This window comes from Streptomyces sp. NRRL S-37 (assembly GCF_000721605.1).
Lineage (GTDB): Bacteria > Actinomycetota > Actinomycetes > Streptomycetales > Streptomycetaceae > Streptomyces.
The window spans coordinates 101,148-126,151 of sequence record NZ_JOIZ01000005.1; the positions used below are offsets into that span (position 1 = coordinate 101,148).

The 25,004-nt window shown below is 71.7% G+C and carries 22 protein-coding genes and 3 pseudogenes; 7 read left to right on the forward strand and 18 right to left on the reverse strand.

All coding sequences use genetic code 11. The features are described from left to right. Positions 1 to 77: 77 nt before the first annotated feature. A complete protein-coding gene (locus IH50_RS0107330; protein WP_030858574.1) occupies positions 78 to 908 on the forward strand; it encodes a pectate lyase in 831 nt (276 codons plus the stop codon). A gap of 35 nt (positions 909 to 943) precedes the next feature. On the opposite strand, the pseudogene IH50_RS39435 reads toward IH50_RS0107330, so the two are convergent. Then, positions 944 to 1,189: pseudogene (locus IH50_RS39435) on the reverse strand (zinc ribbon domain-containing protein); the annotation flags it as partial. Between IH50_RS39435 and IH50_RS39440 the strand changes: the two are divergent. The 3 genes and pseudogenes from IH50_RS39440 to IH50_RS0107345 form a co-directional block, all read left to right on the forward strand. After that, positions 1,175 to 1,357: pseudogene (locus IH50_RS39440) on the forward strand (family 43 glycosylhydrolase); the annotation flags it as partial. The pseudogenes IH50_RS39435 and IH50_RS39440 sit on opposite strands and share 15 nt — an antisense overlap. Before the next feature lie 181 nt (positions 1,358 to 1,538). After that, the gene (locus IH50_RS0107340; RefSeq protein ID WP_030858577.1) at positions 1,539 to 2,735 is read left to right on the forward strand and encodes an RNA-guided endonuclease InsQ/TnpB family protein; all 1,197 of its coding nucleotides are present in this window, start codon (positions 1,539 to 1,541) and stop codon (positions 2,733 to 2,735) included. 35 nt (positions 2,736 to 2,770) lie between these two features. Continuing rightward, positions 2,771 to 3,100 (forward strand): annotated as a pseudogene (locus IH50_RS0107345) (family 43 glycosylhydrolase); the annotation flags it as partial. Here IH50_RS0107345 and IH50_RS0107350 read toward each other — a convergent pair. From IH50_RS0107350 to IH50_RS0107420, 15 genes are all read right to left on the reverse strand, one after another. Then, complete coding sequence (locus IH50_RS0107350; RefSeq protein WP_030858582.1) at positions 3,081 to 4,157, reverse strand: dienelactone hydrolase family protein; 1,077 nt, start codon at positions 4,155 to 4,157, stop codon at positions 3,081 to 3,083. The pseudogene IH50_RS0107345 and the gene IH50_RS0107350 sit on opposite strands and share 20 nt — an antisense overlap. Then, complete coding sequence (locus IH50_RS0107355; protein ID WP_030858584.1) at positions 4,141 to 5,262, reverse strand: pectinesterase family protein; 1,122 nt, start codon at positions 5,260 to 5,262, stop codon at positions 4,141 to 4,143. Before IH50_RS0107355 ends, IH50_RS0107350 begins: the two co-directional genes overlap by 17 nt. 86 nt (positions 5,263 to 5,348) lie before the next feature. Then, complete coding sequence (locus IH50_RS0107360) at positions 5,349 to 6,683, reverse strand: pectate lyase family protein (protein WP_030858586.1); 1,335 nt, start codon at positions 6,681 to 6,683, stop codon at positions 5,349 to 5,351. Between the two features lie 33 nt (positions 6,684 to 6,716). Beyond that, on the reverse strand, positions 6,717 to 7,514 hold the full coding sequence (locus IH50_RS0107365) for a rhamnogalacturonan acetylesterase (RefSeq protein ID WP_030858588.1): 798 nt from the start codon (positions 7,512 to 7,514) through the stop codon (positions 6,717 to 6,719). Positions 7,515 to 7,648: 134 nt separating this feature from the next. Continuing rightward, positions 7,649 to 9,004 carry an ABC transporter substrate-binding protein gene (locus IH50_RS0107370; RefSeq protein ID WP_030858590.1) on the reverse strand — a complete coding sequence of 452 codons (1,356 nt, stop codon included), beginning with the start codon at positions 9,002 to 9,004 and terminating at the stop codon, positions 7,649 to 7,651. Between the two features lie 73 nt (positions 9,005 to 9,077). Then, positions 9,078 to 10,607 carry a glycoside hydrolase 43 family protein gene (locus tag IH50_RS0107375; protein ID WP_030858592.1) on the reverse strand — a complete coding sequence of 510 codons (1,530 nt, stop codon included), beginning with the start codon at positions 10,605 to 10,607 and terminating at the stop codon, positions 9,078 to 9,080. Continuing rightward, positions 10,604 to 11,449: a PmoA family protein gene (locus tag IH50_RS0107380; protein ID WP_030858594.1), complete on the reverse strand. Its 846-nt coding sequence runs from the start codon at positions 11,447 to 11,449 to the stop codon at positions 10,604 to 10,606. The genes IH50_RS0107375 and IH50_RS0107380 overlap by 4 nt, the downstream gene beginning before the upstream one ends. Then, complete coding sequence (locus IH50_RS0107385; protein WP_051767213.1) at positions 11,446 to 12,639, reverse strand: Gfo/Idh/MocA family protein; 1,194 nt, start codon at positions 12,637 to 12,639, stop codon at positions 11,446 to 11,448. Before IH50_RS0107385 ends, IH50_RS0107380 begins: the two co-directional genes overlap by 4 nt. After that, positions 12,636 to 13,532, reverse strand: a complete 897-nt coding sequence (locus IH50_RS0107390) for a carbohydrate ABC transporter permease (protein WP_030858598.1) — start codon at positions 13,530 to 13,532, stop codon at positions 12,636 to 12,638. Before IH50_RS0107390 ends, IH50_RS0107385 begins: the two co-directional genes overlap by 4 nt. Continuing rightward, entirely contained in the window at positions 13,529 to 14,461 is a 933-nt protein-coding gene (locus IH50_RS0107395; protein WP_030858600.1) for a carbohydrate ABC transporter permease, read from the reverse strand. The genes IH50_RS0107390 and IH50_RS0107395 overlap by 4 nt, the downstream gene beginning before the upstream one ends. Positions 14,462 to 14,560: 99 nt before the next feature. Then, a complete protein-coding gene (gene araD / locus IH50_RS0107400; RefSeq protein WP_030858601.1) occupies positions 14,561 to 16,291 on the reverse strand; it encodes an L-arabinonate dehydratase in 1,731 nt (576 codons plus the stop codon). Beyond that, positions 16,288 to 17,196, reverse strand: coding sequence for a dihydrodipicolinate synthase family protein (locus tag IH50_RS0107405; protein WP_030858603.1), 909 nt, complete (start codon positions 17,194 to 17,196; stop codon positions 16,288 to 16,290). Before IH50_RS0107405 ends, araD begins: the two co-directional genes overlap by 4 nt. Further along, positions 17,193 to 17,879 carry a GntR family transcriptional regulator gene (locus IH50_RS0107410; protein WP_030858605.1) on the reverse strand — a complete coding sequence of 229 codons (687 nt, stop codon included), beginning with the start codon at positions 17,877 to 17,879 and terminating at the stop codon, positions 17,193 to 17,195. Before IH50_RS0107410 ends, IH50_RS0107405 begins: the two co-directional genes overlap by 4 nt. Positions 17,880 to 18,025: 146 nt before the next feature. After that, positions 18,026 to 18,784 carry an MBL fold metallo-hydrolase gene (locus IH50_RS0107415; RefSeq protein WP_030858607.1) on the reverse strand — a complete coding sequence of 253 codons (759 nt, stop codon included), beginning with the start codon at positions 18,782 to 18,784 and terminating at the stop codon, positions 18,026 to 18,028. Between the two features lie 89 nt (positions 18,785 to 18,873). Beyond that, positions 18,874 to 19,467 carry a TIGR03086 family metal-binding protein gene (locus IH50_RS0107420; protein ID WP_030858609.1) on the reverse strand — a complete coding sequence of 198 codons (594 nt, stop codon included), beginning with the start codon at positions 19,465 to 19,467 and terminating at the stop codon, positions 18,874 to 18,876. 131 nt (positions 19,468 to 19,598) lie between these two features. Here IH50_RS0107420 and IH50_RS0107425 point away from each other — a divergent pair, with 131 nt between their 5' ends. Continuing rightward, complete coding sequence (locus IH50_RS0107425; protein ID WP_030858611.1) at positions 19,599 to 20,831, forward strand: MFS transporter; 1,233 nt, start codon at positions 19,599 to 19,601, stop codon at positions 20,829 to 20,831. Here the strand turns inward: IH50_RS0107425 and IH50_RS0107430 are convergent. Next, on the reverse strand, positions 20,768 to 21,931 hold the full coding sequence (locus IH50_RS0107430; protein WP_030858613.1) for a hypothetical protein: 1,164 nt from the start codon (positions 21,929 to 21,931) through the stop codon (positions 20,768 to 20,770). The genes IH50_RS0107425 and IH50_RS0107430 overlap by 64 nt on opposite strands. After that, on the reverse strand, positions 21,928 to 22,869 hold the full coding sequence (locus tag IH50_RS0107435) for a 5-dehydro-4-deoxyglucarate dehydratase (protein WP_030858614.1): 942 nt from the start codon (positions 22,867 to 22,869) through the stop codon (positions 21,928 to 21,930). The genes IH50_RS0107430 and IH50_RS0107435 overlap by 4 nt, the downstream gene beginning before the upstream one ends. A gap of 242 nt (positions 22,870 to 23,111) precedes the next feature. Between IH50_RS0107435 and IH50_RS0107440 the strand changes: the two genes are divergently transcribed. Next, positions 23,112 to 23,921: an NAD-dependent epimerase/dehydratase family protein gene (locus IH50_RS0107440; protein ID WP_030858615.1), complete on the forward strand. Its 810-nt coding sequence runs from the start codon at positions 23,112 to 23,114 to the stop codon at positions 23,919 to 23,921. Between the two features lie 277 nt (positions 23,922 to 24,198). Beyond that, positions 24,199 to 24,969 carry a DeoR/GlpR family DNA-binding transcription regulator gene (locus IH50_RS0107445; protein WP_030858617.1) on the forward strand — a complete coding sequence of 257 codons (771 nt, stop codon included), beginning with the start codon at positions 24,199 to 24,201 and terminating at the stop codon, positions 24,967 to 24,969. Positions 24,970 to 25,004 lie beyond the last annotated feature (35 nt).

Consider the following 25,004-nt stretch of genomic DNA (forward strand, 5'->3'; position numbering starts at 1 on the left):
CGTCCGGGACGGCAACCCTTTCCGGGGCGGCGGCGACCAGGAGACGTAAAAACCCTCTCCACGCAAGGACATCGCGCATGACCGCACGACCCGAACAGCCCGTCTCCCACCGCCGCCGGACCACCAGGCGGCGGGCCGTGATCGCCGGAGTCTCCGCGCTCGGCATCACGGGGGCGGCGATCGTCACCACGTCGATGCTCTCCACGGCGGGCGCCGCCTCGTCCTGGCCCTCGGACACCGGCAGCAAGCCGGTGTCGAAGACCATCCCGGTCTCCGGGACGTACGACGGCGGCATGAAGAAGTTCTACGGCACCGGCTCCCTCGGCGGAGACAGCCAGGACGAGGGCCAGGACCCGGTCTTCGAACTGGCCGACGGCGCCACGCTGAAGAACGTGATCATCGGCACCCCGGCCGCCGACGGCGTGCACTGCAAGGGCAGTTGCACCCTGCAGAACGTCTGGTGGCTGGACGTCGGCGAGGACGCCGCCAGCTTCAAGGGGAAGTCCTCGTCGGCCCAGTACAAGGTGATCGGCGGCGGCGCGAAGAAGGCCGACGACAAGGTGCTGCAGTTCAACGGCGCGGGCACGCTGACCGTGAGCGGCTTCCGGGTCGAGGACTTCGGCAAGCTGGTGCGCTCCTGCGGCAACTGCAAGACGCAGTACAAGCGCACGATCGTGCTGAAGGACATCGACGTCGTCGCGCCCGGCAAGTCGCTCGTCGGCATCAACACCAACTACGGTGACACCGCCACGCTGTCGCAGATCCGCATCCAGGGCGACAGCAAGAAGAAGATCAAGACGTGCACCCGTTACCAGGGCAACAACACGGGCAAGGAGCCGAAGGACCTCGGCTCCGGCGCCGACGGGAAGTACTGCAAGTTCTCCTCCTCGGACATCACCTACAACTGACCGCTCCCCTTCCTTGAAAGGAGGGGATTCCTGGCTCAGGCTGCCTCCCGGAGCTGCGCTCCGGGAGGTCTTGCGTCCTCGACACCAGCCGGGTTCAGACCTGCCCGGAGGAGCATCACGCGGGCGGAGTTCTTGTCCCTGGGGGAGACGGCTCCGCACGCGGTGCAGGTGTAGGTACGTTCGAACAGTGGCAGGGCGTGCTTGGCTCTCGCTCCGCACCTGGCGCAGTCCATGATGGTGTGCGCGGAATGCACCGGACACACATCCCGGCCGTGTTCACGGACGACGACGGGCAGTCGTACCTGTACTGGGGCAATGGGCACGGCTACGTGGTCCCGCTCGACGACGGCATGGTGTCCTTCGACGCTTCCCGGGTGAAGGACATCACCCCGGACGGCTTCCGCGAGGGCTCCTTCGTGGTGAAGCGCGACGGCACGTACTACTTCATCGATGCTCTCCTTCGTGGATACCCCGTCCTTCAGAGCGGGGTGGGAGCACATCCCGCTTGCGGGGGAGAAACGAAGCTTCTGCGGAGCAGGGCAGGGAAAGCCGGTTCGCCGTCAGAGCGGACCGGCGTTCACCCACAACCGCCGACAGCCCTTCACAAACTGATGGTCTAGTATGTGAACCGTGAAGACCACTCACGTGAAGCGGGCGTTCAAGTACCGCTTCCATCCGACCGATGCGCAGGCAGCCGAGCTGTCCCGCACGTTCGGATGCGTGCGGAAGGTCTACAACCTCGCCCTGGCCGCCCGCACGGAGGCGTGGGCGCGGCAGGAGCGGGTGAACTACAACCAGACGTCGGCGATGCTGACGGCCTGGAAGAAGACCGAGGAACTCGCGTACCTGGGCGAGGTCTCCTCCGTCCCGCTCCAGCAGGCGCTGCGGCACCTCCAGACGGCGTTCACGAACTTCTTCGGCAAGCGGGCCAAGTACCCGCGGTTCAAGTCGCGGAAGAAGTCGCGGAAGTCTGCGGAGTACACCACCAGCGCGTTCCGGTTCAAAGACGGGAACCTGACCCTGGCGAAGATGGCCCAGCCGCTGGACATCGTGTGGTCCCGTCCGTTGCCCGAGGGTGCGTCGCCGTCCACGGTGACCGTGTCGCAGGACGCGGCCGGACGCTGGTTCGTGTCCCTGCTGTGCGAGGACCCCACCGTGAAGCCGCTGCCGGCCACCGGTACGGCCGTCGGCATCGACGTCGGGCTCGACCACCTGCTGACCCTCTCAACCGGTGAGAAGGTCTCCAACCCCCGGCACGAGCGGCGTGACCGTGCCCGTCTGGCCAAGGCCCAGCGGCAGCTTGCCCGCAAAGCCAAAGGCGAGGGCGCCAACCGCCGTAAGGCCCGCCGGAAGGTCGCCAGGGTCCACGCCCGCATCGCCGATCGCAGGCGTGACCTACTGCACAAGCTCACCACTCGGCTCGTTCGTGAGAACCAAACGATCGTGATCGAGGACCTCGCCGTTCGGAACATGGTGAAGAACGGCAGCCTGGCCCGCGCCATCAGCGACGCGGCGTGGGCCGACTTCCGGAGCATGCTGGAGTACAAGGCCCAGTGGTACGGCCGCGAAGTGATCGCGATCGACCGCTGGTTTCCCTCCTCCAGGCTGTGCTCCGTCTGCGGCACCTTGCAGGACAGGATGCCGCTGAACGTCCGTGAGTGGACGTGTGACTGCGGGACGACCCATGACCGGGACGTGAACGCGGCGAAGAACATCCTGGCCGTCGGGCTGACGGCGTCTGTCTGTGGAGCTGGTGTAAGACCTCAACGGAGAACTCCGGGCGGGCGGTCGGCGATGAAGCAGAAACCCCTACGGCGCGAGCCGTAGAACTTCCCCTCCTTAAGGAGGGGAAGGAAGTCAAGTGGTCCGAGGACGACACCCGCAGCGAGGACTACCACGTGGCCTACGCGACCGGCCCGTCCCCGCTCGGCCCGTGGACGAAGCGCGGCACGATCCTGTCCAAGCGCCCCGAGTACGGCATCCTCGGCACCGGTCACCACTCCGTGGTCAACACCCCCGGCACCGACGACTGGTACATCGTCTACCACCGGTTCGCGCTGAACGGCCCCGGCAGGTCCGGCGGGGCCGGCACGCACCGGGAGACCACCGTCGACCGGCTGGAGTTCGCCGCCGACGGCACGATCGAGCCGGTGGTGCCGACCCTGGAGTCGGTCAGGCCGGTGCGCCGCTGACCGACTCCAGCCAGGCGAAGACCTCGTCCTGCATCCCGGCGTCGAAGACGTGGCCGCGCCCCGGCCACGTCTTCAGCCGCAGCCGCTCCCCGGCACCGCACGCGCGCCACACGGACCGCAGCTTGTCGTACGCGACGCGCACCCCGTCGGCGGGGAACAGGGTGTCGAGCCCGCCGTGGAAGAACAGCATCGGCTTCGGCGCGGCGACGCTCGCCACGTCGGGGAGGTCGAGGTGCCGGGCGAGCCCCGGGTGGAGCGTGTGGAACGCGGACTGCCCGCGCAGGGTGTTGTTGCCGGGCACCATCATCTCCTTGAGCCCGGTCATCCAGCACACGCTCGCGGCGGCGGCGACGTCGTCGCTGAGGGCGGCCGTCTGCCAGGCGCGGTAGCCGCCCATGGAGAAGCCGAGGGCCGTGATCCGCCGGGCGTCCACCCGGTCGAGACCGGCCAGGAAGCCGGCGGCGCGCACGTCCTCCCGGGCCAGCAGGCCGGCCAGGGAGCCGCCGAGGTGGAAGAGGGTGCTCGCCAGGGCCTGCTGCCGCTCGTAGGCGAGCGGCTCGCGGTCGCCCCAGCCGAGGGCGTCCGCGCAGAACACCACGTACCCCCGCCGGGCCAGTTCGTCCCCGACGAAGCGCCCGCCGAAGTAGCGGCCGGCCCACTCCTCGGCGGAGGCGAGGCGGGTGTCGTCGTACCAGGGCCGGACGCCCTTCTCCTTGCCGATGTCGAACCGGGACCCGTGGTCGTGCAGCAGCAGCACCGCCGGGAACGGGCCGGCGCCCCGCGGGGTGAGCAGGGCGCCGCGGACCCGTCCGTAGCGGGTGAGGGAGAGGGTGACCAGCTCCCGCGTGTACCCGTCGCCGTCCGAGCGGGCGGTGAACTCCGGGGCGTACGGCGTCCCGTCCTGCCGGCCGACGAGGAGGTGCTCCTCGACCACCGCGCGGGCCGTGCGCCGCCACGCGTCGAAGTCCCGGACCGGTGAGGTGCCCCAGGCGAGCGGGAAGGTCAGCTCGTCCTTGAGCGCCGTGTGGAAGGCGGGCAGGTCACCGGTGCCGGTCATAGGGCCGCCAGTCGCCGAGGTACGCCTCCCGGGTGTGCGAGGCGGCCTCCGCGCGGGTGAGCCGGGGCCGGTTTTCGGGCACGGTGACGACCGCGCCGGGGCCGGTGTTGCGGTACTCGGCGAAGCGCTGGTCCTGCCAGGGGTACGCGTCCCGCATGTCGGCGTAGGGCTCGACGGCGTCGATGCCCGCGCCGAGGTGGGTCTCGCGCACGGTGAGCATGGGGCGGGCGGTGGGGTCGGAGCTGGGCACCCAGGGGCGGGCCAGCTTGTAGGAGCCGTCGGGGGCCTCGCTGCTGATCCTGCTCCGGGTGACCAGGTAGCCGCGCGGGTTGGCGCCGGCGGTGGAGGGCGCGAAGACGAAGCCGTACGGCGGTGCCGTGAGGTCGGGGCGGACCAGGGTGCGGAAGTGGCAGTGGTCGAAGACGGCGGTGGCCCGGCCGAAGACGAAGTCGACGTCGCCCTCGGCGTAGCAGTGGGCGAAGTACTGGCGGGCGAAGGTGTCGAGGGAGAGGGTGTCGGCGTACAGGGTGTCCTGGTGGCCGAGGAACCGGCAGTGGGTGAAGGCGCTGCGGTCGCCCTGCACCTTGAGGGCGACGGCCTGGGTGCCGCTGGTGCCGGGGAGGTCGGTGCGCAGCCAGTCGTTGGCGAAGGTGATCCAGCGGGCGGTGAAGCCGTCGGGGCGCACGGTGGTGGTGGCGGAGCCGGAGGTGCCGTGGGTGCCGGAGCCGTCGGGCTTGGGGGTGCCGGCCGCGTTGTCGTGGACGATCACCACGTCGCGGGGGTCCTCGGAGGCGCCGAGCCAGGTCATGCCGGTGCGGTCGGCATCGACGGAGACCGTCTCGCGGTAGGTGCCCGGAGCGATGACGAGGGTGCGTCCGGTGCCGGTGGCGGCGGTGACGGCGGCCTGGACGGAGGTGAAGTCACCGGCGCCGCGCGGGTGGACGTACAGGGTGCCGGGGGTGAGGCGGGCGGACGGTGAGCCGTACCGGCCGAACGGGCGGCGGGGCCGGTGGCCCGCGTGGGCCGGGGCGGCGGAGAGGGTGAGCGCGGCGGAGGCCGTGGCGCCGGCGAGCAGGAAGGTCCTTCGGGACAGGGGTGAGGGCATGCGGGTGCTCCTTGGGGGACGGGGCCGGGCCGGTGCGGGCCGCAGTGGGGGCGGGCCGCACCGGCCCGGCTGCCGGGAGGGAGGTGTCAGCGGAGGCGGCCGGCGCCCGCTCCGTGCCCGACCAGGAACGGGACGGCGCGGGCCGGGTGGACGGCGGTGCGCAGGGTGGGCGTCCAGCCGGCGCCGGACCGGAGGGTCTCGGCCGGGATCTCCGCGTTGTGCACGGCGATCAGGTCCGTGCGCTTGCCGTTGACCACGTTGTGGGCGGCGGTGAGCGGTGCCTCGCTCCACTTCTTGAGGATCTTCGCCGGGCTGATGCCCTTCGCCAGGGTGAAGGCGTTGTGCTCGGCGACGAGCTGGGACTCCTTGCCGATGCCGAAGCTGTAGGAGTAGCCCTCGGTGGCCACGAAGTGGTTGTTGTACACGTCGACCTGGCCGAAGCGGACGCGCGGCGCGCGTTCGACCAGGCCGGAGAACAGGTTGTGGTGGAAGGTCGCCTTCAGCTTGCCCCGGTCGCCGACGGCGGTGGACTCGCTGTCGCTGTTGCCGATGAGGATCGTCTTGTCGTGCTCGGTGAAGACGTTCCAGGAGGCGGTGACGTAGTTGGCGCCCTTGACGATGTCCAGCTCGCCGTCGTGCTGCTGGTACAGCATGCCGAAGTAGGTGGGGGCCTCGCTGTCGGGGTGCTCGCCGTCGGTGAAGGTGTTGTGGTCCAGCCAGACGTGGGTGGAGCCGTGGACGACGGCGGTGTCGTACTCGGAGTTCCAGTTGCCCCGGTCGCCGTCGGTCGGGTCCCACTGGGGGAAGCAGTCGACCGGACTCTCGAGGGTGAGGTTGCGGACGATGACGTTGTCCACGTCCTTGATCTGGAGGCTGGCGCCCTTGATGCCGGCGTTCCGGCCGACCCCGATGATCGTGGTGTCGGAGGGGACGTTCACCTTGATCGCCGTGTCCTGGGCGGCGGCGGAGGCCCGGCGCAGGCCCTCCGGGCTGTCGTCGGGCTCGGCGCTCAGGTCCTGCTCCAGGCCCCAGGTCTCCGGCGCGTACGCCTCCAGGTAGGCGTCGAAGTCGTAGCCGGGCGCGGCGAACGCCTCGCAGCCCTCGGAGACCGCGTCGATGGTCCCCTTCACCTTGATGATCCTCGGGGCGTCCCCGCCGTCCGCCAGGGCCGCCTTGAACTCGGCCCAGGTGCGCACGGTGTGGACGTGTGCGCGGCCGGCGCCGGCGCCCCCGGTGGTGCCGGTGCCGTAGGAGGCCCAGCCGTCGCCCGCGCCCAGGGTCTGCCGGGCGGGGTCACGGTGGTGGTGCGACGGGGAGTGGGCCTGGGCGCCGGTGCCGGTCAGGGCCAGCACGAGGGCGGTGCAGCCGGCCAGCGACGCGGCTCTCAGCGTGGCATGCCCATGCCATCCAGATGTGCTCATGGTGCGGCTCTCCTTCTCGTGGTCCAGGGGGTGTTACGCGACGGCCTCCGGCCAGGTGATCCACTCCTGGGGGATCTCGTCGTCCAGCCGGCGCACGTCGTGCGGCGCGAGCACCCGGGTGCGCAGCAGCTCCCGGGCGACCAGCCGTGCCACGGCGATCGCGCCCGGCGGGTTGAAGTGCGTGTTGTCCTGCTCGGCCGCCGTCCAGTTGAAGTACCTCTTGGTCTCCTCGGCCCCGAGCTCCTGCCACAGCGCCAGCGACAGGGCCTGGACGTCGAGCAGCGCGACCCGCTCCTCGGCGGCCAGCGCCCGCATCGCCGCCGGGTACTCCCCGTGACTCGGCACGGCACGCCCGTCCCCGTCGAACCGCCGCCGCTCCACGGCGGTGGCCAGCACGGGCCGCGCCCCGCGGGCCCGCGCCCCCTCGACGTACCTCCGCAGGTACTCCTGGTACGTCGACCAGGGCTCGGTGTAGCGGGTGGGATCGGCGGACTTCTCGTCGTTGTGCGCGAACTGGACGAGGAGGAGGTCACCGGGCCGGATCGAGGAGAGGATCGCCTCGAGCCGCCCCTCGTCGGCGAAGCTCTTGGAACTCCGCCCGTTCACGGCGTGGTTGGCGACCGTGAGATGCCGGTGCAGCAGGAACGGCAGCGCCATCCCCCACCCGGTCTCCGGCGCGGCGTCGGCGTACTTCTGGGCGGCGGTGGAGTCACCGGCGATGTAGAGGGTGCGGTGACGGCGTCCGCCGGCACGGGCGGTGCCGGTCGCGGCGAACGCCAGGGGAACGGAGGCGACGGCGGCGGAAGTGACCTGTCTGCGGCTGAGCGACACGCCGGTGACCCTTTCGACTGGGAACGGACGGACTCACCTGGGACGCGGCCCGGTCCGCTTCGGGCCGCGGCCGGCCGGGGACGGTCCGCGGCCCGAAGCGGACCGGGCCGTCCCACGGCGAGAAGGACCTGACGTCAGCCCCGCTGCTCCTGCCACTCGGCCTGCGCCTCGTTGAGCTGCTCGGCCATCGTGTCCAGGAAGTCCTTCGCGCTCATGTCCCCGAGCAGGACCTTCTGGAAGTTCGGCTCGTTGTCGGCCTTGGAGATCGTGTTCCAGTCCGGCAGGTAGTACGGCAGCTGGACGATGGTGGTGGAACCGTCGTTCAGCGCCTCGGCCGCCAGCTTCGTGGGCTCCGCCTTGCCGATCCACTCGTCCTTGGCCGCGTCCGTGTGCGCCGGCACCTGGCCGGCCGACTCGTTGAACTTCGAGCTCGACTGCGCCGACGTGGCGAACTCGATGAACTTCCAGGCGGCCTCCTTGTTCTTGGAGGTCTTGAACATGCCGACACCGTCGACCGGGTTGGAGACCTGGACCCGCTTGCCGCCGGGTCCGATCGGCTGCGGAATGCCACGGAACTTCTCGGCGGTGAGCGCCTTGACGTGGTCCTGGTACGAACCGAGGTTGTGGTTCAGCATGCCGATCGTGCCGGAGTCCCACTGCGCGACCATCTTGGTGAAGTCGTTGTTCAGGTCGGCCGCGGGGGTGACCTTCTTGAACAGGCCCGCGTACTTCTCCAGGGCCTCGACGTTCTTCGGGTCGTTGACCGTGGTCTTCTTGCCGGAGGCGTCCCAGAACGAGGTGATGCCGGACTGCCCGTACATCGCGTCCAGGGCCTGGGCGATGGAGCCGGCGCCGCCGCGGATGGTGTAGCCGAACTCGTTCTTGCCCTTGTTCGTCAGCTTCTCGGCGGCCTCGTAGAACCGGTCCCAGGTGGTCGGCTCCTCCAGCCCCGCCTTCTCGAACAGGTCGGTGCGGTAGTACAGCACGCCGTTGTTCGCCGAGGTCGGGATCGAGTACAGCTTGTCGTCCCCGCCGCCGGCGGCCCGCAGCGACTCGATCATGTCCTTGTTGAGCTTGCCGTTCAGCGGCGACTTGGCCAGCCGGAAGTCCAGTGTGTCGAGCGCGCCCTGGGCGGCGAAGCCCGCGAGCATCGAGGCGCTGACGCCGCCGACGTCCGGCAGGCCGCCGCCCTGGATGGCGGTGTCGACCTTGGACTGGTACTCGGTGGAGGCGATGCCGACGTACTGGACGTCGATGTCCGGGTTCGCCTTCTCGAAGTCGGCGATGATCTCCTTCCAGATCTCGGTGCGGACACCGCCGTTGTTGTCCCAGAAGACGATCTTGCCCTTGCCGTCGCCCTCGGCCCCGCCCCCGCCGCCGCTGCCGTCGTCGCCGCAGGCGGTGGCGGTCAGGGCGAGTACGGCCCCCAGGGCGACGGCGGTGGAGGTCCGGCGCCTGCCGGTGCTGTTTCTGAGAATGCTGATCTTCATTGGTCGGCTCTCTTCTTCTGGATCCAACGGACTGTGAAGTTGTGGGGGGTCTGTCAGGACCGTCCGGCGGTGTTCAGCCGTGCGCCGGGGCGCTGATCCTGAACCGGGTGAACGTGGCGGTGCCGGCGTGTCCCTGGCCGGTGGGCGCCACGGCGACCAGGCCGAGCAGGGCTCCGACCCAGCGCCAGGGGGTGGCGGCGAAGACCTGGCCGGAGGGGCGGAAGCCGTCCCCGGTGTCGCAGGAGAAGCGGCAGCGGGCCCCGGCGCCGATCTCGACCCGGAGGCGGGCCCGGCCGCCGGGAGCGGGCCTCGGGTGGTCGGCGTCGCGTTCCCGGTCCGCGACCGTCTCGGCGAACCGGTGCACCACGTGCACCGTGCCGTCCGCGCCTCGCTGGAGCCCGATCCAGCGGTAGGCGTCCCCGAGGACCGCGAGCCCGGCGCATGCCCCGGGTTCCTCGCCGTCGAGCCGCAGCTCCACCTCGACGGTGCACGGGTCGCCGGGCAGCCGCTGGGTCAGGACGTGGGGCAGCCGGCGCAGGTCGTGCGCGTCGGCGGAGCGGACGCAGGTCAGCCGCAGCCCGTCGGCGGAGTGCTGGGTGGCCCAGCCCTCCTTCGGGTTGGCGGTCCACGTCCACTGGCGGCCGAACCGTCCGCCGGGGAAGTCGTCGTCGGTGGCCGGCGCGGCGGGCGGCTGCGGCGGCAGGTCCGGGCGGCGGTGCACGGCGACGGGGGCGCCGTCGTCCCCGAGCACCGGCCAGCCTTCCGGATTCCAGCTCATCGGCTGAAGGTGCACGACACGGCCGTACGGGCCGCGCTGCTGGAAGTGCAGGAACCAGTCCTCGCCGGACGGGGTGCGCACCCAGCCGCCCTGGTGGGGGCCGTTGACGTCGGTGTCCTTCTGTTCCAGGACGACCTTCTCCTCGTACGGGCCGAAGAACGTACGGGAGCGGAAGGCGCCCTGCCAGCCGGTCTCCACTCCCCCGGCGGGGGCGAGGATCCAGAACCAGCCGTCGTGCTTGTAGAGCTTGGGGCCTTCCAGGGTGAACCAGCCGGGGATGCGGTCGCCGTCGACGATCACCTTTCCCTCGTCGAGGAGTTCGGTGCCGTGGGGGTGCATCCGGTGGCCGGTGAGGCGGTTCTTGACGCCGGAGCGGGACTTGGCCCAGGCGTGCACGAGGTAGGCCTCGCCGGTCTCGTCGTCCCACAGGGGGCACGGGTCGATCAGGCCCTTGCCGGCCTTGACCAGGTGCGGGCGGGTCCACGGGCCGCGGATCTCGGGGGCGTTGACCTGGAAGACGCCCTGGTCGGGGTCGCCCCAGAAGATCCAGAACCGGTCGTCGTGGTGGCGCAGGGAGGGGGCCCAGACCCCGCAGTCGTGCCGGGGGGTCGTGAACTCGCTCTCAGGTTCCAGGCGTTCGAGGGCGTGGCCGACGAGGGTCCAGTTGACCAGGTCGCGGGAGTGCAGCAGGGGCAGTCCGGGGGCGCGGCCGAAGCTGGAGGCGGTCAGGTAGAAGTCGTCGCCGACGCGGATCACGTCCGGGTCGGACCAGTCGGCGTTCAGGACCGGGTTGCGGTAGGTGAGATCGGTCTGCTCGGCGGTCACGGGCTCACCGCCTTGCGGACCAGGGCCGCGGCCGCGCTCCGGTCGAGGCGGCCGTCGGCGACGACGGTGACGATCCGGCGGACCACGGTCTCGCCGGGCGGCAGCGGCAGCCGGTCGGTGTGGGCGAGGGAGGAGCCGACGCCCGGGTACTCGGCGGTGCGCACGAACCAGGGGTCCCGCCGGGTCTGTTCGGTGGCCCCCGCGAAGACGAGCGTCCAGGTGGATCCGGCGAGCGCGATCCAGTCGGCCGGCCGTCCGTGCGCCTCGCCCTCGCCCTCGGTGTGGGCGGTGAAGACGTCCGGTGCCGTCTCCTCCTTGCGGGCCCGCCAGAAGAAGCCGCCGTACGCGGCTCCGGGGCGGCCGTTGGTGGCGGGGCTGCCGACGGAGAGCGGCGCACTGGTGACGTTGGTGAGGGAGAAGGTGAAGTCCAGCGCCCAGGCGGTGTCGGTGAGTTCGGTGGCGGCGACCGTGCGGCGCTCGCGCAGCAGTTCGCCCGGCGCGGCCATCCAGCGCAGCTCCTCGACGAACCCGTCGGGGTCGCGCAGCTGGTAGGCGGTGTGCCGCTGGGAGCCGTGGTTGTCCAGCTCGGTCGGCCCCTGGTCGCGGACGTAGGTGCGTCCGCCCCAGAAGTTGAACCCCTCGACGTCGGGAACGGCGACACCGACGCCGAGGTGGTGGGTGTGGTCGGCGGGGCTCAGTTCGGTGACCGCCGTGCCGGCCAGGGTGGTGACGGGGTGCAGGTACGGCCGCGGGGAGAGCCGGGCCGGCAGTTCGGGCCGGGTGACGTACCGGCCGACGGGCCGGCCCGCGACGCGCAGCACCACGGAGTCGTTTCCGGTCATCGGGTGCTCACCTCTTTCGGCAGGTGGTGGGCGGGCGGGGCCCAGGGGGCGCCCAGCTCGGAGTAGAGGGACAGGGTGTCGGCGGCGGCCGCGACGAGGCCGTCGACGCCGGGCACGACCCGGCGGTTCTCGCCGGGGACGCGGTGCCAGGCCCCGTCGGGCAGCGGGGCCGGGTCGGGGGCCTGACGGATCGCCTCGACAACCTGCATGAAGGCGCCGGTCTCGTCCGGGGTGACCAGCAGGGGGGTGCCGTCGGTGAGGTGGGCGACGAGGTTCTCCAGCAGGTCGGTGCGGTCGAACCGCGTCTCCTCGGGGCCGTGGCCGGCGCGCTGGAGCAGGACGCGGTCCTGCTTGTACCAGAAGGTGATGCGTCCGCCGGTGCCGTGCACCACGACGTACGGTTCGTCGGCCCGCTCGGCGCACAGGGTCGCGGCGACGGTGACCGAACCGCCCCGCGTGGTGGTGATCCTCACGCAGGAGGTGTCGTCGGACTCGATGTCGTTGGCGCGCAGCAGCTCGGTCTCGATGCCGGCGACGTCCTCGGCGCGGGTGCTGCCGGCGAGCGCGAGGGCGGTGGCGACGGCGTGGGCGAGCGGGTTGGTCAGCGCCCCGTCGACGACGTCGACGCCGTTCAGCCGGCGCCGGCCCGCCCAGGGCGCCCTACGGAAGTACTCCTCGGGCCGCACCCAGGCACCGGCTCCGCCGATCCCCACCACCCGGCCGACGGCGCCCCCGTCGATCAGCTCGCGGATCGCGGGCACGGCGTGCGAGCCCAGCGACTGGAAGCCGATCTGGCAGGCGACCCCGGCCGCGGCGACCCCGTCGGCCATCCGGCGGTACTCGGCGTACGACGGCGCGGGCGGCTTCTCCAGCAGGATGTGCACGCCCCGCCCGGCCGCCGCGAGGGCGAGGTCGGTGTGGGTCGGGATCGGGGTGCAGATCACCGCGATCCGGGCGCCGGTGGACTCCAGCAGCGCGCCGAAGTCGGCGGACTGCTCGGGGAGTTCACCGCCGAACTCGTCCTCGGTGAGCGGGGTGAGCTCGCAGATCCCGGCGAGCCGGACGAGTCCTTCCGCTTCGAGGCGGCGGATGTTCGCCACGTGCCAGCGGCCGTGGCCGCGGGCACCGGCGAGGACGACGGGCAGCGGGGTGCCGGGCACGGTCCGGGGCGTGGTCCGGGGTGCGGTCATCCCTTCACCGCCCCCGCGCTGAACCCGGTGATCAGCCACTTCTGGATGAAGGCGAAGACGATCACGACGGGGACGGCCGCGATGATGCCGCCCGCGGCGAGCGCGCCGAGGTCGACGCTGTCCGCGCTCATCAGGGTGTTGAGGCCGACCGGGATGGTCTGCTTCTCCTGGTTGTTGAGGAACATCAGGGCGAACAGGAAGTGGTTCCAGGAGTGGACGAAGGCGAAGGAGCCGACGGCGATCAGGCCGGGCCGCAGCAGTGGCAGGACGACCACCCGGAAGGCCTTGAACCGGTTGCAGCCGTCGACCCAGGCGGCCTCCTCCAGGGAGTACGGCACGTTCTTGATGAAGTTGCTGATCAGGATGATCGACAGGGGGAGCTGGAAGACCGTCTCGGCGATGATGACGCTGCCGAGCGAGTTGATCATCTGCAGTTCGGCGAAGATCTCGAACAGCGGGACCAGCAGCAGCGCGCCGGGCACGAACTGGGAGCAGAGCAGGGCGAGCATGAAGCCCCGCTTGATCTTGAAGTCGAACCGGGCGAGGGCGTAGCCGCCGGCCAGGGCGACCAGCGTCGTCATGATCAGGGTGGCGACGCCGACCAGCACGCTGTTGTAGAAGAAGGTGCCGAAGCTGCGGTCCGTCCAGACCTTCTCGAAGTGGACGAAGGTCATCGGCCAGGGGACCAGCGAGGTGGAGCCGGCCGGGCGGAGCGCGAAGAGCAGGATCCAGTAGAAGGGGATGAGGGTGAAGACGAGGTAGATGCCCAGCGGCAGGTAGATCTGCCAGCGGGGGGCCTCGTCCCAGGCCCGGCGCTTCTTGTCCGGGCGCGGCGGCGCGGGGGCGGTGCGCGTGGGGGCGGGGGCGGCCACGGTGGCCTCCTTGGTGATCACTTCTCGCCTCCGAACTTGCTCAGCCGCAGGTAGACCATCGAGCAGAAGAGCAGGATGAGGAACGCGACCGTGGTCAGGGCCGACGCGTAGCCGAAGTTGTGGGCGTCCACCGAGGTGTTGGCGATGTACAGCGGCAGTGTCGTGGTCTCGCCCGCGGGTCCGCCGCCGGTCAGCGTGTAGAGCAGGTCGACGTTGTTGAACTCCCACACCGCGCGCAGCAGCGTGGACAGGATGATGGCGTCCTTCAGGTGCGGCAGCGTGATGTGCCAGAACTGCTTGAGGCGGCTGGCGCCGTCGACCTCGGCGGCCTCGTAGAGGTCCTTCGAGACGGACTGGAGGTCGGCGAGGATGAGGATCGCGAAGAAGGGGACACCGCGCCACAGGTCGGCGACGACCACCGCCGGGAAGACGGTGGAGGTGTCCGACAGCCAGCTCACGCCGTAGTCGCCGATGCCCATGTCCGCGAGGTAACGGGTGATGCCGGTCTGGGAGTTGTAGAGCAGCACCCAGATCGCGGAGGTCAGCACGCCGGAGACGGCCCACGGCGAGAAGACCATGGCGCGGCCCAGGGCGCGGCCGACGAAGGTCTGGTTGACGATGAGGGCGAGGGCCAGGCCGAACAGCAGCTGCAGTCCGACCTCGACGAAGACCCACTTGGCGCTGAAGACGAGGGTGTCCCAGAACAGGGGGTCGTCGGTGAAGATGCGGGTGAAGTTGTCGAAGCCCGCGTAACCGTTCCGCCAGGGCTTGGTGGGGTTGTAGTTCTGCAGGCTGTAGTAGAAGACGCTGATGACCGGGTAGGCGATGAAACCCAGCATGAGCAGGGCGGCCGGCCCGATCAGCAGGTACGGGAGCCTGCGGGGCGTGGCGGAGGCACGGCGCCGCCGGGGTGGCCTGGGCGGTTTCGCCACGGCTGCGGCATGGGCCATGACTGTTCTCCGTTTCTCGGTACGTCGTGCTGTGTGGCGCGTGTGCGGGGGGGGAAGCGCTTTCTTCACAGGTGTGCGGGGGCCTGGACCCGCGGCCGGTCAGCCGGCGTACGGGTCCTGGACCGTGCCCGGGCGGGCGAGGAACTCGAAGTCGCAGCCGGTGTCGGCCTGCGTGATCTGCTCGTTGTAGAGCGCGCCGTAGCCGCGTTCGTAGCGCACGGGCGGTGGCGTCCACTGCTCGCGGCGGCGCTGAAGCTCCTCGTCGTCGACGTCGAGCCGGAGGAGGCGGTTCTCGACGTCGAGGGTGATCGAGTCCCCGGTGCGCACCAGGGCGAGCGGTCCGCCGACGTGCGACTCGGGGGCGACGTGCAGGACGCACGTGCCGTAACTCGTCCCGCTCATCCGGGCGTCGGAGATCCGCACCATGTCGCGTACGCCCTGCTTGAGCAGGTGGTCGGGCAGGGGCAGCATCCCGTACTCGGGCATGCCGGGGCCGCCCTTGGGTCCGGCGCCCCGCAGCACCAGCACGCTGTCGGCGGTGATGTTCAGCGCCGGGTCGTTGATGGTGCGCTGCATCTGCTTGTAGTCGTCGAAGACGACGGCGGTGCCGGTGTGCTTCAGCAGGTGCGGTTCGGCGGCGATGTGCTTGATGACGGCGCCGTCCGGGCAGAGGTTGCCGCGCAGTACGGCGACCCCGCCCTCGTCCGCGACCGGGTTGTCGCGGGGCCGGATGACGTCGTCGTCGTGCACCCGCGCGCCGGCGATCTGTTCGCGCAGGGTGTCGTGGCAGACGGTGGGACGGTCCAGGTGGAGCAGGTCCGGGATCCGGGAGAGGAACCCGGGCAGTCCGCCCGCGAAGTGGAAGTCCTCCATCAGGTACGTCTGTCCGCCGGGCCGCACGTTGGCCAGCACCGGGACGGTGCGGGCGATGCGGTCGAAGTCGTCGAGGGTGAGCCTGACGCCCGCGCGTCCGGCCATGGCGATCAGGTGGATGACGGCGTTGGTGGAGCCGCCGAGTCCGAGGACGGTCGTCACCGCGTCCTCGAAGGCGTCCGCGGTGAGGATGTCGCTCAGTTTGCGGTCCTTGTGGACCAGGTCGACGATGGTCATCCCCGCCCTGGCGGCCATCCGGTCGTGCCCGGAGTCGACGGCCGGGATGCTGGACGCGCCCGGGACGGTGACGCCGAGGGCCTCGGCGGCGGCGGTCAGCGTGGACGCCGTACCCATGGTCATGCAGTGGCCGGGCGAGCGGGCCAGGCCGCTCTCCAGTTCCTGCATCTCGCAGTCGCCGATGAGGCCGGCCCGCTTGTCGTCCCAGTACTTCCACATGTCGGTGCCGGAACCGAGGACCTCGTTGCGCCAGTGCCCGGGCAGCATGGGCCCGGCGGGCACGAACACGGCCGGCAGGTCGGCGCTGGCGGCGCCCATCAGCAGGGCGGGCGTGGACTTGTCGCAGCCGCCCATCAGCACGGCCCCGTCGACCGGGTAGGAGCGCAGCAGCTCCTCGGTCTCCATGGCGAGGAGGTTGCGGTAGAGCATGGGGGTCGGCTTCTGGAAGGTCTCGCTGAGGGTGGAGACCGGGAACTCCAGGGGGAAGCCGCCCGCCTGCCACACGCCCCGCTTGACGGCCTGCGCGCGATCACGCAGGTGGACGTGGCAGGGGTTGATGTCGGACCAGGTGTTCAGGATCGCGATGACCGGCTTGCCCAGGTGCTCCTCGGGGAGGTAGCCGAGCTGGCGGGTGCGGGCGCGGTGACTGAAGGAGCGCAGGCCGTCGGTGCCGTACCACTGGTGGCTGCGGAGCTGCTCGGGGGACTTCCCGGTGCTCATATCGACCACCCCGCGGCGATGGCGGCGACCTCGGCGCGCTCGCTCTCCGGCAGCGGCCTGCTCGGCGGGCGGACCTCGCGGCGGCACAGGCCGAGGGAGGCGAGGGCCTCCTTGACGACGGTGACGTTGTTGGCGGAGCCGTTGGCGGCGCGCAGTTCCTCGAAGCGGCGGATCTGCTCCCACACCTTCATGGCGGTCGGGTAGTCGCCGGAGCGCAGCGCCTCGAGCATGTTCAGCGAGACGGACGGGGCGACGTTGACCAGGCCCGAGGTGAAGCCGGTGGCGCCGGCCGAGAAGTAGGAGGGGGCGTACGGCTCGGCCAGCCCCGCCACCCACACGAACCGCTCCAGGCCCGCGTCGCGGGCGAAGGCGGCGAACTTCGCCGCGTCCGGCACGGCGTACTTCACACCGATCACGTTGGGGCAGGCGTCGGCGAGTTCGGCGAGCCGGGCGCCGGTGAGCTGGGCGTTGCGGAGGTAGGGGACGACGCCGAGCTCGGGCACGGCCTCGGCGATCGCGCGGTGGTAGTCGACCCAGCCGCTCTGCGAGACGTAGGGGTGGACGGGCTGGTGCACCATCACCATCTGCGCGCCGAGTTCCCGGGCGTGCCGCGCGGAGGCGACGGCGGTGGGCACGTCGTGGCCCACGCCGACCAGGATCACCGAGCGGTCGCCGGCCTCCTCGACGGTCAGCTCGGTGACCAGCCGGCGCTCGTCGGGGGTGAGGGCGTAGAACTCGCCGGTGTTGCCGTTGGGGGTGAGGGTCGTGATGCCACCGTCGAGGAGACGACGCAGCAGGGTCCGGTAGGTGTCCGGGTCGACGGAGCCGTCCTCGGCGAACGGGGTCACCGGGATCGCCACCACGCCGGCCAGGGCCGCCCGCTGGGTCTCGAACGTCGTTGTCATGCCTGACCGTCCTCTTTCTGGGCTTCCGGGGCCGCCTCGAAGTCCGCTTCGACCTCGGGGAAGGCCCGTCGCACGAACGACGCGATGTGCGAGTGCAGGGCGCGCGCCGCGCCGTCCGCGTCCCCGTCGAGCGCGAGCCGCAGGATCTCGCGGTGCTCGCTCGCCTCCTGTTCCCAGGAGGGGTCGGCGGCCCAGGCGACGGCCGAGACGAGGGCGGCCTGGTCGCGGACCTCGTCGAGCATCCGGCCGAGCAGCGGGTTGCCGCAGGGCACGTAGAGGGCACGGTGGAACGCGCGGTTGGCGAGCGACCGTTCGGCGGTGTCGCCGGCCTCGTCGGCGCGGGTCAGCGCGTCACGTGCGGCGTCCAGGGAGGCGCCGCGGCGCACGGCGCGCCTGAGCGCCTCGGGTTCCAGGAGCAGCCGCACGTCGTAGACCTCGCGTGCCATGTCCGCGTCGACCATGCGCACCGTGACGCCCTTGTACTGGCTCATCACGACCAGACCGGTGCCGGCCAGGGTCTTGAGCGCCTCGCGCACCGGGGTCTTGGACACCCCGAACTGTGCGGCGAGGTCGGTCTCGACCAGGGCCTGGCCCGGTGTGAACCGGCCGGTGAGGATGCGGCGTTTGATCTCCTCCAGCACGTACTGCGTGCGGGAGGGGATCGGCGTGGGCACAGAGGTCATGCGCGCCTCTCGGATGTCGCGTCGGATCTCGCGTATCGGATCTCGCGTATCGCGTCTCATATATGACGTACGAAGTACGACGCCGATGACCGTAGGAGCGGCCCAGAGTTTCGTCAATGCTTCTGACACAGAAAGTTTCTGTTGCCTCACACGGTGTACGTGCGGCCCTCCCGGGCGGTGGCGGTGGGTCCGCCGAAGGCGGAGGCGGCCCGGCCGGTCGCGGCCTCGGGGGTGAGCGCGGGGCCGACGTGGGTGACGAGGAGTGCGCGCACGGCCGCCCGCCGGGCGGTGTCGCCGGCGTCCTCGGGCGTCAGGTGGACCCGTTCGCTTTCGCGATGCTCGTCGATGTCCGCCTCGCAGAGGAACAGGTCGGCGCCGCGGGCGAGTCCGGTGAGCGCGTCGCACGGTCCGCTGTCCCCGGAGTAGGCGAGGACCCGCCCCGCGCACTCGGCGCGCAGCCCGTAGGCCTCGACGTCGTGGACGACGGCGGTGGAGGTGAGGGACAGGCCGCCGTGCCGGACGGTCTGCCCGTCGTACAGGGGCCGGAAGTCGAATACGCCGCTGAGGAAGTCGGTGTCCGGGCGCCCGAAGAACCCGGCGAGCCGCTGTGCGCAGCCGGCCGGCGCGTGGACGGGGATCGGCGCGGGCGGGGTGAGCCCGCCGTACGCGAGGCCGTACACGGCGGCGAGCAGATCGGCGCTGTGATCGGCGTGCAGATGGGAGATCCACACGGCGTCGATGCGCGCCGGGTCCGTGTGCCGCCGCAACTCGGCGAACGTCCCGAACCCCGCGTCGACCCACACCTCGGCGCCACCACCGCGCAGGAGATACCCGGAGCTGGGGCGGTCGGGGCCGGGGTGCGGGGAGGCGGTGCCGAGGACGGTGAGTGCGAGATCGGAAGTCATGCGGGGAGGCTATGAGGCGCTGCCCGGCCCGCGCGCCTGCTTTAACTCGGTCCTCGGCCCGCGCTCCTGCTTTACGCGGTCCTCGCCCTTTACGCGGGCCGCGTCCAGCCCGGGTCCCGGCCGCTCAGCCCGATCGTCCGGTCCAGGAGCGGGGCGTCGGGCGGGACGGGGACCACGGGGCCGAAGATGCCGCCGTCCCGGTCGGAGTCCGCGGCGGCGGCCAGGAGGAAGTCGTACGACGCCCGCAGCAGGACGGGATCGGGCGCGTACGACTGGCCGGTCGCGCGGGCCAGGTCCCAGCCGTGGATCACGAGCTCGTCGGCGGTGACGGCACCGGCGACGTCGCCCGGCAGGTCCAGGCCGCCCGCGCGGGTCATGCCGGTCCAGGCCGCCGGGTCCCGCCAGACCCCGGCGAGTTCGTCGAGCACCTCGGGCAGCTCCTCGCGCCAGCCGGGCCCGATGTCCGGCAGGGCGGTCTCCGGGCCGGTGTCGGTGGTGGCACCCGGCTTCTTGCGGCCGGCGTCCCGGAAGGCGACGGCCAGCCCGAGGAGGTGGCCCAGCATGTTCCGTACCGCGTACCGCGGGCAGGGCGTCCCGTCCGCCAGCTGTTCGTCGGTGACGCCTTCGGCGAGGCGGGCCACGATCCGGGTCTGCGGTCCGAGGTCGAGCGTGGTGTCGGTCATCGGGCTGCCCTCCTGAGGGTCTTCCTGGGTGGTAGACCGATCCCGGCGGCGGAACTCATCGCCCGGCCGCCTCGTCTCTAAGGCATCTGCCCGATCCCCGGGGCCCGTCCTTAGCCCCACGATGGCCAGGCATGACGACGACATGGACGACGGCCCGCGTCATACGCGACCGCAACGCCGGGCTCTGCCTCGCCGGGGTGGTGATCTCCGGGTTCGGCACCTCCGCGCTGTGGCTGGCCTCGGGGGTGTGGGTCAAGGACCTCACCGGCTCGGACGGTCTCGCGGCCCTGTGCCTGCTGGCGATGTGGGCACCCACCCTGGCCGGCCCGCTGCTGGGCACCCTGGCCGACCGGTTCCGCCGCCGGCCGCTGCTGATCGCCGCGAGCCTGCTGATGGCGGTGCTGCTGCTCACCCTCTGCGCCGTCGACTCACCGCGCGGGCTGTGGCTGCTGTACGCGGTGCTGTTCGTGTACGGCGCGACGGGCGTCGTCCACGACGCGGCCGAGTCGGCGCTGATCGCCACCGCCGTGGACCGCTCCCTGCTCGGTGACTTCAACGGGCTGCGGACGACCGCCGGCGAGGGCATGAAGCTGCTGGCCCCGCTGGCGGGCGCGGGCCTGTACGCGGCGTACGGCGGGGCGGGTGTCGCCGTACTGGACTCGGTCACCTTCCTGCTCGCCGCGGTCGTGTACGCGTTCCTGCGGGTACGGGAGGACCGGCCGGCGCCCCCGTCGGGCAACCGCCGGAAGCGGACGGCCGAGGGCGCCCGCCACCTGTGGGCGCATCCGCTCCTGCGCCCCTTGGTGCTGGCGGGCGGCACGACGATGCTGTGCGCGGGCCTGAGCGGGGCGCTGCTCTACGCCGTGGTCGACGCCCTCGGCCACTCCCCCGCGTACGCCGGTGTGCTGTACGCCGTCCAGGGCGCGGGGTCGGTGGCGGTCGGCCTGCTCTCCGGCCCGGCCCTGCGCCGCCTCGGCGAACGGCGCTTCGCGGCGTACGGCATCGCCGTACTGGCGGTCGCGGTGGCGCTGCGCGCGGTGCCGGACGACCCGCTGGCGTGGGTGTGCAGCGCGGCGATCGGCGCGGGCCTGCCCGCCGTGCTGATCGCCACCCTGACCGCCGTGCAGCGCGAGACCCCGCCGCCGCTGCTGGGCCGGGTCACCGCCACCGCCGGCACGCTGGTGTTCGCCCCGAACGTCCTCGGCCTGGCGGCGGGCGCGGCCCTGGTCGAACTCGTCGACCACCGGCTGCTGCTGGCCGTGCTCGGGGGTGTCCTGGCGGTGACGTCGGCGATGCTGTCTCACAGGCCGGCGAGCGCCGACCGCACCGCCTCCAGGTCCCCGTCCGACGCCAGCCCCGCGTGATACAGCCGCAGTTCCGTCGCGCCCAGCCGGCGGGCCTCCGTCGCGTCCGCCGCCAGCGTGCCGGGGCTGCCGCCCATGCCGGAGACCACGGTGAAGTTGGCGGCGAGGACGGTGTCCGCGCGGGCCTCCCGAGCGAACGGCGTCAGCAGGCCGGCGCCTCCCGTGCAGGGCACGACCACTCCGTCGGCGACGGAGAGGATGTGGGCCGGGTCGACGCCGGCGTTGGCGCCGCAGTGGTAGGAGACCGGGTCCGCGTGCAGGAGGACCTGGAAGCCTTCGGGCGCGGCCTCCCGTACGGCCCGGACCGCGGCCTCCTGGAGCGTGCGGGCCGTCGCGTCGCGCCACGCGCGCGTGGCGTTCGCCGGTGTCTCGCCGAGGAGCTTCTCGACGCCCGCCCAGCCCCCGTCGGAGGGCGCCCCCCGCCACACCGGTTCCAGCGCGGCGCGTACGGCGGCGGCGAGTCCGTCGGCGTCCAGGCCGTGCGCCCCGTAGCCCTCCCGGCAGGAGGGGCAGAAGCACAGGGACATCAGGTACTGTCCGGCGTCCCCGAGGCCGACCCCGGCGGTCTTGTCGTGGGCGTGCAGATGGGCCAGTCCGTACCAGCCGAGGGACTCCAGCTCGGTGCCGCGCGCCCCGGGGCGTACCGCCGCCTCGGCGGCGAGGCCGGTCAGGTACGCGCGGGTGGCGGGCTGGGCGATACACGGCGCCCAGGGGTAGCGGTCGCCGTAGGCGTTGACCACCGAGGTGTCCGGATGCTCCGCGCCGAGGCGGGAGTTGTGCGCGAGCACCACCCAGGTGTGCACCTCCAGGCCCGCGTCCGTGAGGGCGGCGGCGGCCTCGCCGAAGGCGTCGCCGGGTGCCCAGTCGCCGGCCGGGTACGGGCGCGGGGTGCGGCCGGACCAGTGGTCCCCGGCCGGGTACAGCACGGCCGCGTGTTCGGCGGTGACGACGCGGTGGCGCGGGTGGCGCGGGGTCAGCGCGCGGGTGGAGTGGTAGGCGGAGGCGAGCGTCACCTGCGCCGTGCCGAGCGCGGCGATCCGCGCGGGTGCCTCCGGGTCCCCGTTGACGTCCCAGGGGTAGACGAACGCCGACGTCTTCACCGGCTCTCCTCCAGCAGTGCGTGTCCCCGCTCGATCAGCCGAGCGAGCTGCTTGACATGGTCCCCGGCCGGTTCGTGCAGCGGCGGCCTGACCTCCCCCACGTCCAGGCCGCGCAGGCGTACGCCGGCCTTGACGAGGGAGACGGCGTAGCCGCTGCCCCGGTCGCGCAGTTCGACGAACGGCCGGTAGAAGCCGTCGATCAGGCGGTGCGCGGTGGCCGTGTCGCCGGTGCGGAAGGCGGTGTGGCAGGCGAGGGCGATCTCCGGCACGAAGCAGAACGCCGCGGACGAGTAGAGGATGACGCCGATGCCGTCGTAGGCGGGCTGGGTCAGTTCGGCGGTCGGCAGCCCGTTGAAGTACAGGAAGTCGGCGGGGCCCTCGGTGCGTACGGCGCTGACGATCCGCTGCATCAGGCCGAGGTCGCCGAGGCCGTCCTTGAAGCCGACGATCCCTTCCGTACGGGCCAGTTCGACGACGCTTTCGGGGGTGAGGACGGCGTTGTCGCGCTGGTAGACGATGACCGGCAGGGAGGTGGCCGCGGCCAGTTCCCGGTAGTGCCGCAGCAGTCCCTCCTGCGCGGCCCTGACCAGGTAGGGCGGCATCGCGAGCAGTCCGTCGGCCCCGGCGCGTTCGGCGAGGCGGGCGTAGCGGACCGCGAGCGCGGTGCCGTATCCGGCGCCCGCGACGACCGGGACGCGCCCGTCGGCGGCCTCCGCGGCGGCCGTGACGCACAGTTCGAACTCCTCCGGCGTCAGCGCGTGGAATTCACCGGTGCCGCAGCAGGCGAACACGGCGGCGGCTCCGGCCTCCACCCCGCGCCGCACATGGAGGCGGTAGGTGTCGAGATCGACGGAGCCGTCCGGTCCGTAGGCGGTGACCGGGAAGAACAGCGGCCCGCTGGGAACACCGAGTCGGGCGGCGAGAGGGGCTGACGTCACAAGCTCTCCCTGGTCCACATTTCTGATTCACGTCCCCATATTTGAACATGTTCACGCTAAGACGCCCCGGAGGTCCCGGTCAAGCACCGCATCCCGTCACGCACCAGCGAATTCTTTCGTTCCACGGGAAGTCGCGGGATACTTGACGCACCACGCCCCGCCTTCTTAGCGTGTCCAAGAATATGAACATCGTGCACCCATGTGCAGGGGTGACACGGTCGGCGAGGCAAGGAGACCCGAGGATGCCCGCTCCCCGCACCGTTCTGCTCACCGGCGCCGCCGGCGGCCTCGGCACGCTGATGCGGGACCTGCTCCCGGACCTCGGCTACGAACTGCGCCTGCTCGACCTGCGCCCGATCGACGGCGAACCGGACGCGATCGTCGCGGACCTCGCCGACCGGGACGCCGTGCGCGAGGCGGTCCGCGGCGTCGACGCGATCATCCACCTCGCGGGCATCTCCCTGGAAGCCCCGTTCGAGAAGATCCTGAAGGCCAACATCGAGGGCACGTACCACCTGTACGAGGCCGCCCGCGAGGAGGGCGTCAAGCGCGTCGTCTTCGCCTCCTCCAACCACGCCGTCGGCTACACCCCGCGCCCGCGGGGCGACGACCCCCTCATCCCGGTCGACACCCCGCGCCGTCCCGACACCTTCTACGGCCTGTCCAAGTGCTTCGGCGAGGACCTCGCCCAGCTCTACTGGGACAAGCACGGCATCGAGACCGTCTCCGTGCGCATCGGCTCCTGCTTCCCCGAGCCGACCAGCGTGCGCATGCTCTCGGTGTGGATGAGCCCCGCCGACGGCGCCCGCCTCTTCCACGCCGCCCTGACCGCCGAGGACGTCGGCCACACCGTCGTCCACGGCTCCTCCGCCAACACCCGCCTGTGGTGGGACCTTTCCTCCGCGCGGGCGCTCGGCTACGACCCCCAGGACGACTCCGAGCCGTACGCCGAGAAGCTGATCGCCGAGCAGGGCGAGCTGGACCCGGACAACCCGGCGCACGCCCGCCTCGGCGGCCACTTCGTCACCGACCCGCCCGTCTGGCCGTACTGACGGAGCAACTCCGGCGGAAAATCGACGCATCCGACGGCGGGCGGGCAGCGAACGGGCCCGCCCGCCGCCGTATTCGGGCATCCGCGCTGCCCGCTCCCACCCGCTCCCCCGCACCCTCCCAGGTCCGAGCCGGACACGGGACGATCCGAACGGGCACAACCGGGCAGCAACGGACTCGCGACAGACCTGGTCAGCTCCGAAAGCCCGCTGTAGAACTTCCTGCATGGGTCCCACCGGGCCCGAACGGGCAGCGAGACCAGGAAACGGGAGTCCGGCCATGAGCAACAGGACGGCCGAAGAACGCCAGCGGGAGATCGTACGGGTGGCACGCACCACCGGCTCGGTCGACGTCAGCGCGCTCGCCGCCGACCTGGGCGTGGCCAAGGAGACCGTACGACGGGACCTGCGCGCCCTGGAGGACCACGGTCTGGTGCGCCGCACCCACGGCGGCGCCTATCCCGTGGAGAGCGCCGGCTTCGAGACGACGCTCGCCTTCCGCGCCACCAGCCACGTCCCCGAGAAGCGCAGGGTCGCGGCCGCCGCGGCCGAGCTGATCGGGGACGCCGAGACGGTCTTCGTCGACGAGGGCTTCACCCCCCAGCTCATCGCCGAGGCCCTGCCCACCGACCGGCCGCTCACCGTGGTCACCGCCTCCCTGCCGGTCGCGGGCGCGCTCGCGGAGACCGGCACCACGTCCGTCCTGCTGCTCGGCGGCCGGGTCCGCTCCGGAACCCTCGCCACCGTCGACCACTGGACGACGAGGATGCTCTCCGGTTTCGTCATCGACCTGGCGTTCATCGGCGCCAACGGGATCTCCCGCGAACACGGACTGACCACGCCCGACCCCGCGGTCAGCGAGGTCAAGGCACAGGCGGTCCGGGCCTCCCGCCGGGTGGTGTTCGCCGGTGTCCACACCAAGTTCGGGGCGGTCAGCTTCTGCCGGTTCGCCGAGGTCGGCGCGCTGGAGGCGATCGTCACGAGCACCCTGCTCCCGGCGGCCGAGGCCCATCGCTACTCCCTGCTGGGGCCGCAGGTCATCCGGGTCTGAACCAGATCAGCACACCGTTCCACGTCCCCCTCGGG

Coding starts and splice junctions, on each gene's coding strand:
- IH50_RS0107330 (WP_030858574.1), top strand. CDS start 78: ATGACCGCACGACCCGAACAGCCCGTCTCCCACCGCCGCCGGACCACC.
- IH50_RS0107415 (WP_030858607.1), bottom strand. CDS start 18,784: ATGACTTCCGATCTCGCACTCACCGTCCTCGGCACCGCCTCCCCGCAC.
- IH50_RS0107355 (WP_030858584.1), bottom strand. CDS start 5,262: ATGCCCTCACCCCTGTCCCGAAGGACCTTCCTGCTCGCCGGCGCCACG.
- IH50_RS0107380 (WP_030858594.1), bottom strand. CDS start 11,449: ATGACCGGAAACGACTCCGTGGTGCTGCGCGTCGCGGGCCGGCCCGTC.
- IH50_RS0107425 (WP_030858611.1), top strand. CDS start 19,599: ATGACGACGACATGGACGACGGCCCGCGTCATACGCGACCGCAACGCC.
- IH50_RS0107350 (WP_030858582.1), bottom strand. CDS start 4,157: ATGACCGGCACCGGTGACCTGCCCGCCTTCCACACGGCGCTCAAGGAC.
- IH50_RS0107370 (WP_030858590.1), bottom strand. CDS start 9,004: ATGAAGATCAGCATTCTCAGAAACAGCACCGGCAGGCGCCGGACCTCC.
- IH50_RS0107440 (WP_030858615.1), top strand. CDS start 23,112: ATGCCCGCTCCCCGCACCGTTCTGCTCACCGGCGCCGCCGGCGGCCTC.
- IH50_RS0107420 (WP_030858609.1), bottom strand. CDS start 19,467: ATGACCGACACCACGCTCGACCTCGGACCGCAGACCCGGATCGTGGCC.
- araD (WP_030858601.1), bottom strand. CDS start 16,291: ATGAGCACCGGGAAGTCCCCCGAGCAGCTCCGCAGCCACCAGTGGTAC.
- IH50_RS0107360 (WP_030858586.1), bottom strand. CDS start 6,683: ATGAGCACATCTGGATGGCATGGGCATGCCACGCTGAGAGCCGCGTCG.
- IH50_RS0107405 (WP_030858603.1), bottom strand. CDS start 17,196: ATGACAACGACGTTCGAGACCCAGCGGGCGGCCCTGGCCGGCGTGGTG.
- IH50_RS0107445 (WP_030858617.1), top strand. CDS start 24,199: ATGAGCAACAGGACGGCCGAAGAACGCCAGCGGGAGATCGTACGGGTG.
- IH50_RS0107410 (WP_030858605.1), bottom strand. CDS start 17,879: ATGACCTCTGTGCCCACGCCGATCCCCTCCCGCACGCAGTACGTGCTG.
- IH50_RS0107385 (WP_051767213.1), bottom strand. CDS start 12,639: ATGACCGCACCCCGGACCACGCCCCGGACCGTGCCCGGCACCCCGCTG.
- IH50_RS0107395 (WP_030858600.1), bottom strand. CDS start 14,461: ATGGCCCATGCCGCAGCCGTGGCGAAACCGCCCAGGCCACCCCGGCGG.